Here is a 7,189-nt window from a genome sequence, read left to right as displayed (position 1 = left end):
TCGTCGTCGACGTCGGGGTCCGGGGTCACCCAGATGGAGTCGACGATGCCGTGGACGACCCGCCAGCCGCCCGCTTCAAGCCGCTGTTTCGCCGTCAGTAGGATCTCGCGAGCGAACGCGTTGATCGCCTCGTGGCACTCGATGCGGCCGAACTTCGCGTTGCTGAACCCCTGATAGCCGAAGCAGGCGACGAGGATCCACTTCAGCGCTCCCGACCGTCCCTCGAGCTCCGCCAGTTGATCCTCGTCGGGGTTGTTCCGTTCTTTCTCGCGACGGATGGCCGCCTTGATCTCGTCGCGAGCGTCGATGATCGGCTGTAGCACGTCGACGAGGTAGCCCCGGCCGTCGCAGATCGAGTACCCGAGGCCGGGGACGTCGTCGCGGTCGCTGTGGCAGTCACACCGGATAACGTCCGGCGAGACGTTCCGGGTGTAGATGATGTTCGGGTACAACGAGGAGAAGTCGAGTTCGTGGACGTTTTCGTGGAGGCCGACCTCGGGGGCGAAGATGAAGCCGCCACGGTCGGCGTCGTGGAGCGTCCCCATCGACTTGTAGAACTCGTGGCGCCAGGAGTTCCACGGAACGAGGACGCCGCGGTCGTGGGCCTCGCAGATCTGGATCGCCGTGAGCACGTTCCCGATCGACGCCCACGCGAGCTCCTGGACGGGCTTGTTCGAGCGCGACACGAGGTCGAGGACGCCGTCGAGGTTCGTCTCCCCGTAGAAGAACGTGTTCGACTCGTCGATGATTGCTCGGCCGGGCACGTTGTACCGCGCCGGGGAGTGACCGACGCGACCGTAGCTCGAGTACGTCGACCGGCTCGCGAGCTGCTGATAATCGACGTCCGCCCACCGACTCAGCGAGAAGTCGTCGACGCCGGCGTCAGTTGCCATTTCGTACAGGGTCGGGACGATCTCGCTTGTCGAGCAGACCAAGACATCCGGATCGTGTGCGTCGAGCGCCCCCTGGACGGCGGTCAGGAGATCCGTCGGCGAGCCGTTGACAGTGTCGCCGGCGACGGTCAACTCTCCGTAGACGTCGTTGCTCGTTTCGGTCACCGGAATACTGAGCCGGAGCGTCGACAGCTCGCTCGCCGGCGTCGGATCGGCGCCGGTCTCCAGACAGTACCGGAACTCCCGCGAAAAGTCCACGTTGAAACAGGCGAGATCCCCGACTGGATAGGCCGACAGCTGGCGCGGTTGCCGGGCGAGTGGGGTGACGCGGTCGATGTGGGCGACATCGACCGCGAGGACTGGTTCCTCGTCTCGTCGAAAGCCCGGCCGTCGCGCACACATCTCGGTCGCGACGACGTCTGGGTGCTGGTCGTACACTGCCTGGAGTGTCGTGAGGTCGAGGTCGGCATCAGGGTCGCGAGCGGCGACGTAGAAGCGTGGGGTGTAGTCATCGCGCTCGGTCGCGACGGCGCCGTCAGCGGTTGCCTCCCACTCCAGAACGCGGCCGTCGTCCAGGAAGTCGATACTGAACGGCATCGTCACGGGTTCGCGTCCGGTGGGCCACTCTCTTGATCATCGCTCGCTGTGACCGCGGCTTCGAGCTCCTTGAGGCGTTCCTCGTGGTCGTCGAGGCGGGCCTCCTGTTCGAGATCGATGCTGAAAAGCGCCGGCAGCAGCGGATTCTGGTGGTTCAACAGCCCGCTCGCGTCGGCGTGCTCGCGGGCGTACTCGAACAGCCGGTCGAAGCGCGGCTGGTCGCGACGCCGCAGTGCCCGGCGGAACTCCGCCCAGCGCTCTTCGATTGCCCGCAGCGCATCTCGGTATGTCGGGTTTGTGCGCCCCATCGCTATCGTCCTCCTGTCCCGGTCGCGGTCCACGCATCGAGTAAGGGATCCGCGGTGGCCGCCACCGTCTCACCGCCAGCGGTGACGCCTGTCCCGACACCCTCCGGCGTCGGCGTCGACGGCGCCGACGTCGTCGGTTCCACGCCGACCTGCGTGGCGCGTGCCGCGAGCAGCTGGCGCCAGTACGCGAACGTCGTCTGGTAGTACGCGCCGTCGTCGACGGGATAGACGAGCGTCTCGAAGTCTTCGCCGACGACCCGTGGCCCCATCCGCGTCTGCTCGCACTCTAGGTGGTGGTCGGCGACCGTCGCGACTGATTCGGTGAATTCGTTTCGTTCGTTTCGCGTAACGAGCACCGGGATGTCGTACCCATCGGCGTAGGTCGCCAACCGGGCGAGAGTTCGAGTCTGAAGGGTTTTCGCGTGGGTCTCGCCGAGGGTATCGTCGGCACGGTACTGGACGTCGACGGCCGGTACGACGATGAGGGCGGGTGTGTGGGGCGACGTGTCCTCGTCACGACTTGGTTCCCCTCGACCGGCCGCCCCGGCGTCGGTGGTAGACATCTGGATCGACTTGTTCACTGCCGTCGGGAGATCACAGACGGCGCCGTAGTGCTGGTAGGCAGTGAATCCGCGGGCAACGTGGATTCGGTTGAGTAGCCGTTGGCTGGGCGCGATCTGGGCGAGTGTTGTCGTCGTCGCGTGGCCGTTTGCGTCGACCCAGAAGGCGGGCCCGTCGTGTAGGAGGAGATGGTCGAGTACGAGCGACTGTAGGATCGGGACGCCGCGGCCTCCCTCGACATCGAGCAGCGTGATGCCGTCGTTGAGTGACGGCAACAGCATCTCGTCCGTAGCCGGATCGGCTTGGTCAGCGAGGGATCGATTGCGGTCTGCGCCCCGTGTCGGCTGGTCCACCGCCAATCGGTTCGATGTTGCGTGGTCTCCCATACCCGATACCCGTTCACCGTCTCAATAAGTGCCGGCGCGGCGCTTCCGGGTTTCCAGAAATGAATCGACCGAGCGCTCATTCGAACTCAGTCACCGGATATTCGGACTGCGCGGCCGTTTCCGAGGCCGTTTCCGAAATCGACTTACCCCCGTGATCGTCCCCTGATCGGTCAGGCGACGCTTCGCTCAGTGAGGGTCTCGCCGCGCTCGAACCGATCGGCCGAAAGCGGCGAGGCGTCAAGGAGATCCGTTTCCCCATCGACGACGAGGTCGGCGGCGATCCGTCCGGAGGCGGGCGCGTGCTGGAACCCGTGTCCGGAGAACCCGGCGACGGTCACGAAACCGGGGACCGTCTCCTCGACGACCGGGTGGTGGTCGGGCGTGACCGCGTACAGCCCGGCCCAGCCGCGTTTGATCCGGGTGTCGAGCCCGAAGTACTCGGTGTACGCGGCGGCGTGCTCGACCGCGCGTGCCGCCCACTCGACGTCCATCCCCTCGTCGTAGGCGTCGGGGTCTCGATCGGGGTCGTCCTCGTCGAAGTGGCCGCCAACGAGCGCCACTCCGTCCCGCTCGGGCCGGAAGTACGACCCCGTCTCGAGGTCGATCGTCAGCGGCACCGACTCGGGCACCGGCGGTGATGGGTCGACTACGGCGATCTGTCTCCGCCGGGGCGCGATCGGGAGGCCGACGCCGGTCATCTCGCCGATTGCGGCGGCCCACGCGCCTGCCGCGTTCACGACGCAGTCGACCTCGTGGCGCTCGGCTTCGTCCGCGCCGACCGCCCGAATGTCCGCGCCGACGACGCGATCGCCCTCGCGGTGGAGGGCCGTGACGGCTGTCTTCGTCCGGATGTCGACGCCGCGCTCGCGGGCGGCCTCGGCGTATCCCTGTACGGCGAGGTTCGGGTCGGCGATCCCGTCGTCGGGGTTGTACGTCGCCGCGACGAAGGGGTCGGGATCGAGTCCCGGACAGTGCTCGGTCGCCTCCGCGGGCGTGATCAGTTCGCTCTCCGCGCCGAGCTCGCGCTGCATGTCGACGTTCTCGCGGAACCGCTCTGCGGTCTCGTCGGTCCGCGCGAGAAACAGGTAGCCGTTCTTCCGGAGCCCGATGTCCACGCCGAAGCGCTGCTTGAAGGAGTTCCAGACCGCCTTGCTGGCGAGCGACAGTTCGACGTTCACGCGCGTGGAGAACTGCGACCGGATCCCGCCGGCCGAGCGAGCGGTGCTCGCGTTCCCCAGCGATCCCTTCTCGACGAGCGTCACGTCCACGCCGCGGTCAGCGAGCGAGTGCGCGGCGGCGAGGCCGATGATCCCCCCGCCGACGACGAGTGCGTCCATAGCCATCGATCAACCCCCCGAGAAATAAGCGTATGACACCGGCCGGCCGGGTCGACGAGCAGTCTAAGTCACCGGGGAGCGACGCCTCGGACATGGTGCTCGTACTCTCCGCGACGGAGGTCGAACGGAACCTCGATCTGGGGGTGCTCGTCGACGTGGTGGACGACGCGTTGGTGAAACAGGCCGCCGGCGAGGTCGAGCGGCCCCCGCGACCGCACTTTCCGGTCGGTGCGGGTCTCGACGGCGACGATTCCGCCGGAACCGGGATCGCGATGCCGGCGTACGTCCACGGCGCGGACCACTACGCGACGAAGCTCGTTGGCGTCCACGAGGGGAACCCGGAGCGGGGGCTTCCGACGGTCAACGCCCAGATCGCGCTCACGGACGCCCGGACAGGCCTCCCGAAGGCGTTCATGGCGGGGACGACGATCACCAACGCCCGGACGGGCTGTATCGGGGCGGTCTCGGTTCGGAAACTGGCCCCAGACCCGGACGGCGAGGACCTCACGCTCGGCGTTCTTGGCGCGGGCACGCAGGCACGCTGGCAGACCCGGGCCATCGCGACCGTCGCGGCGCTCTCGGACGTTCGGATCCACTCGCCGAGCGACTCGCGGACCGCGTGCGCCGCGGACCTGAGCGCGGAGGGAATCCCGGCGCGCGCGGTCGACACTCCCCGGGCGGCCGTCGAGGGGGCTGACGTCGTCGTGACCGCGACGACCGCAACCGAGCCCGTCTTTCCGTCCGACGCGCTCGAAGCGGGGAGTCTCGTCGTCGCCGTCGGCGCGTTCACGGCGGAGATGCAGGAGATCGACCCCCGCGTCCTCGAGCGCGCGGAACGGACGTTCGCCGACGTGCCAGCGGAGGTCGCCGAGACCGGCGACCTCCTCGCGAGCGACCTCGACGCGGACGACTTGGTCGAACTCGGCGTTCCCCTCGCAGACGGGTACGTCCGCAAGTCGCCCGACGGGGTCGTGGTGGTCGTGAGCGTCGGGTCCGCGACGCTGGACGCCGCGGCCGGCGAGACCGTCTACCGAGAGGCCGTAGCGGCGGGGGACGGGACGGACATTTCGCTGTGAATTCCCCTGACGGCCGCCGCACGCAACTGGGAGGCTGGCACCGCCGAACGAGTCGACGAGTCGGTCCCGGTCTCGCCCCACGACCGCGACGCGGTCGATGCGGAGGTCCGCGGCTCGCCCGTCGACTTACGAGACCGGCGACGCAGCTGCCGAATCGACGAGCGAGTACTCTCGGTCCCGACTCGTTCCTTTCGCCTCGAGGAGGTTGTACTGGGCCATCTTCGAGAGGTACGTGCGGATAGTCCGCTTCGTCCGTGGGTCATCGACGTCCTCGGTATAGCGCTCGTGGATCTCGCTCGGCCCGATCGGGCCGTGGTCGCGAACAATATCGTAGACGACTCGCTGATGCGGCGTGAGTGAGTCCAGGCTCTTCTGCTTAATTTGGGCCCGAGCATCTTCAGCAGCGTCTAGGAGCATGTTGTTGGTGATCTCCTCGCAATTTTCGCGGTCAGCTGTGCTGGCTGCGCTGCGAAGCATCCCGATAGCCAGCCGAGCATCGCCAGCAGCGGCATCAGCGATCTGATAGAGCTGCTTGTCGGTGATAACGTCCTTTTCAAGTCCCCATTTCGTTCGGGCACTCAGGATGTCGTAGAGTTGCTCGTTGTGGTACTTATCCATCCGGACGTGCTCGCTGGAGCGCAGCCGACTCACCAGCCGGTCGTCGACCCGGCTGAACAGCTCTTCTTCTTTGTTTGCGATACAGATCACCGCGAACTGCTCCATACTGTGGAGGTCGTAGATGAGACTCGGATCTTCGAGTTGATCGACCTCGTCGAGAATGACGACAGTTCGCGGGCCGTCGTACTGTTGGAGCCGGTCAATGAGCTCGTCGTGGGGTGTTGACTGGCGATGGATGTCTATCGTCGCACCGATGTCATCGAGGATCTGATACAGCGTTCGAAAGCGACTGTAGTTCCGCCAACAGTTGACGTAGGTGGCCTCGACGTCGAGCACTTCCTCGCGGAGCCGTTCGGTAACGAACTTCGAGATACAGGTTTTACCGACACCGCTGGGCCCGGTGACGATGGCTGTGTCAGCTGGCTCGCCGTTCGTGATCGGTTCGAGAACGCTCGAGAGGTGGTTGACTTCGGCGTCGCGATGCTCGACTTCTCGAGGGACGAACCCGGCGCGGAGGACGCGAGCATCACGGATCATCGGTCGGTGGGTAGTTATTCTCAGCGAGAGTAATATAAGTGTGACCGGGTAGATTCCAGAAAAGCTCTGATCGCAGTGGTATATTCACCTCGATTGCTCCGCGGTCCCTCGATTTTGATTGTGGAAACACACTGTTTCCGGAAACGTCTAGAAACCCAGTCCACGGTGTCGAGCTCGCTCTAGCCAGATCACGGTAGCTCGAGCCGGATGGACCTCATGAAGAGCCCTGTCTGACGTGTTCATCGAGATCGCTAGGTCGTACATACAGATAGACAACTTCAGCTCTGGTTGCCTGCGTCAAATACGGCGGCAAAGTCCTTGAGAAGCTCCTGAGGTGATTGTTCATCACCACGAGACGGAAGTGGTGCTTCCCAGCATTCGATTTGGAGTGTGTGCGCATTCGATACCGGCTCCGACTCAGTTACCACATTGAAGATGCCGGTGCGATAAATAGCCAGTAGTCGCTGGTCATGTACACCGACGTAATCGATACCAGTCCGGTCTAGGACTGCTGGAATATCAGTGGGCTCAGATAGCGAGACAGAGGCGCTTGGAGACGCCGAGGCGCTCATACCTTAGCTTGGTCCATCGCACGGATAATGACCGGTTTTGCGAACGGTCTCACTCACGATGATTAACCAACAATAGCGGTATTTTGTTGGTTAAGTTATTTGCGCCGGTAGGCCCGGTGACGATGGCTGTGTTGGCGGGTTTACTGTTCGTGATCGGTTCGAGAACGCTTGAGATGCGCTTGAGGTTCCGCCACGCCTCGGCTACTGAGCTCCCCCAGATGTAGATGAGATTGTTGTCAGATGTCGTCCGAAATTGTTCGAGGTCCTAGATATTGAGATTGGACTCAATATCCTCAATTGGGTG

Annotated in this window: 6 protein-coding genes and 1 pseudogene; 1 reads left to right on the top strand and 6 read right to left on the bottom strand. The window is 64.7% G+C overall.

What is annotated here, in order from left to right:
- The 4 genes from B378_RS0102115 to B378_RS0102100 form a co-directional block, all read right to left on the bottom strand.
- Positions 1 to 1,490 (bottom strand): type B DNA-directed DNA polymerase (locus B378_RS0102115; RefSeq protein ID WP_026046146.1); only part of this gene is annotated, 1,490 nt, incomplete at its 3' end.
- A 2-nt stretch (positions 1,491 to 1,492) separates the two neighbouring features.
- Positions 1,493 to 1,798, bottom strand: coding sequence for a hypothetical protein (locus B378_RS0102110; RefSeq protein ID WP_026046145.1), 306 nt, complete (start codon positions 1,796 to 1,798; stop codon positions 1,493 to 1,495).
- Between the two features lie 2 nt (positions 1,799 to 1,800).
- Positions 1,801 to 2,640: a hypothetical protein gene (locus tag B378_RS0102105; protein ID WP_044965397.1), complete on the bottom strand. Its 840-nt coding sequence runs from the start codon at positions 2,638 to 2,640 to the stop codon at positions 1,801 to 1,803.
- 275 nt (positions 2,641 to 2,915) lie between these two features.
- Positions 2,916 to 4,082, bottom strand: a complete 1,167-nt coding sequence (locus B378_RS0102100; RefSeq protein ID WP_017342179.1) for an FAD-binding oxidoreductase — start codon at positions 4,080 to 4,082, stop codon at positions 2,916 to 2,918.
- Between the two features lie 92 nt (positions 4,083 to 4,174).
- Here B378_RS0102100 and B378_RS0102095 point away from each other — a divergent pair, with 92 nt between their 5' ends.
- Positions 4,175 to 5,158 carry an ornithine cyclodeaminase family protein gene (locus tag B378_RS0102095; protein ID WP_017342178.1) on the top strand — a complete coding sequence of 328 codons (984 nt, stop codon included), beginning with the start codon at positions 4,175 to 4,177 and terminating at the stop codon, positions 5,156 to 5,158.
- A 126-nt stretch (positions 5,159 to 5,284) separates the two neighbouring features.
- On the opposite strand, the gene B378_RS0102090 is transcribed toward B378_RS0102095, so the two are convergent.
- Positions 5,285 to 6,313: a Cdc6/Cdc18 family protein gene (locus B378_RS0102090; RefSeq protein WP_017342177.1), complete on the bottom strand. Its 1,029-nt coding sequence runs from the start codon at positions 6,311 to 6,313 to the stop codon at positions 5,285 to 5,287.
- 672 nt (positions 6,314 to 6,985) lie between these two features.
- Positions 6,986 to 7,183, bottom strand: a pseudogene (locus B378_RS17515) (hypothetical protein); the annotation flags it as partial.
- Positions 7,184 to 7,189: the final 6 nt, after the last annotated feature.

Source organism: Halorubrum sp. T3 (genome assembly GCF_000296615.1).
GTDB lineage: Archaea > Halobacteriota > Halobacteria > Halobacteriales > Haloferacaceae > Halorubrum > Halorubrum ruber.
The sequence above is the reverse complement of the archived record's forward strand: the minus strand, read 5'-3'. Positions and strand labels throughout refer to the sequence as shown.

Coding starts and splice junctions, on each gene's coding strand:
- B378_RS0102110 (WP_026046145.1), bottom strand. CDS start 1,798: ATGGGGCGCACAAACCCGACATACCGAGATGCGCTGCGGGCAATCGAA.
- B378_RS0102105 (WP_044965397.1), bottom strand. CDS start 2,640: ATGCTGTTGCCGTCACTCAACGACGGCATCACGCTGCTCGATGTCGAG.
- B378_RS0102100 (WP_017342179.1), bottom strand. CDS start 4,082: ATGGACGCACTCGTCGTCGGCGGGGGGATCATCGGCCTCGCCGCCGCG.
- B378_RS0102095 (WP_017342178.1), top strand. CDS start 4,175: ATGGTGCTCGTACTCTCCGCGACGGAGGTCGAACGGAACCTCGATCTG.
- B378_RS0102090 (WP_017342177.1), bottom strand. CDS start 6,313: ATGATCCGTGATGCTCGCGTCCTCCGCGCCGGGTTCGTCCCTCGAGAA.